Below are 689 nucleotides of genomic sequence, written 5' to 3'. Positions count from 1 at the left end.
TGCTTCCATCTTGTCGTCGACGCGGCACAGTACCTCGATCGTGCCGCGCTCCTTCGCCGGCTTGTGGCCCACCGCCAGGTCGCCGAGCGCCTCCAGAATACGATCAACGCCGTTCCACGCGGCGATGGTCAGGCGCGCCGGCAGGTCGGCCCTTCGCCGTAGCGCCTCAAGCGGCCCGAAGGCGGCGAGCTTGCCCCGATTCATGATGGCGACGAGGTCGGTGCGCGCTTCGAGTTCGGTGAGGATGTGAGATGAGATGATGACGGTGGCACCGCGATCCGACAGCTCGCGCATGATGCGGAAGAACTCAGCGCGCGAGGCCGGGTCGAGACCGGTGGTCGGCTCGTCCAGCAGCATCAGCCTGGGCTCCCCCAGCAGGGCCTGGGCCAGGCCGAGGCGCTGGCGCATGCCCTTGGAATAGGTCTTGACCCGCCGGTCGGCGGCGAAGGCGAGGCCGACGCGCTCGAGCAGCGCCACGCATTGCGCGGGCTCGGCGCCTTTCAACCGGGCATAAAACCGCAGCGTCTGCGCGCCGGTCAGCTCGTCATGGAAGGCGACGTTCTCCGGCAGGAAGCCGATCTGCCGTCGATGCGCCAGCGGCGCCTTGTCCGGCGCGACTCCGAGCACGTTCAAGCTGCCGGCATTCGGCCGGATCAGCCCGAGGATGAGCTTCATGAGGGTCGTCTTGC

Annotated in this window: 1 protein-coding gene; it reads right to left on the bottom strand. The window is 68.2% G+C overall.

Translation table 11 applies throughout. The features are described 5' to 3' along the window. Positions 1–689: ABC transporter ATP-binding protein (locus JNK74_29005; GenBank protein MBL7650221.1), on the bottom strand; the 689-nt coding region annotated here is incomplete at both ends.

The sequence above is a fragment of the Candidatus Hydrogenedentota bacterium genome (assembly GCA_016791475.1).
GTDB lineage: Bacteria > Hydrogenedentota > Hydrogenedentia > Hydrogenedentales > JAEUWI01 > JAEUWI01.
This window is presented reverse-complemented; position numbering and strand designations above follow the sequence as displayed.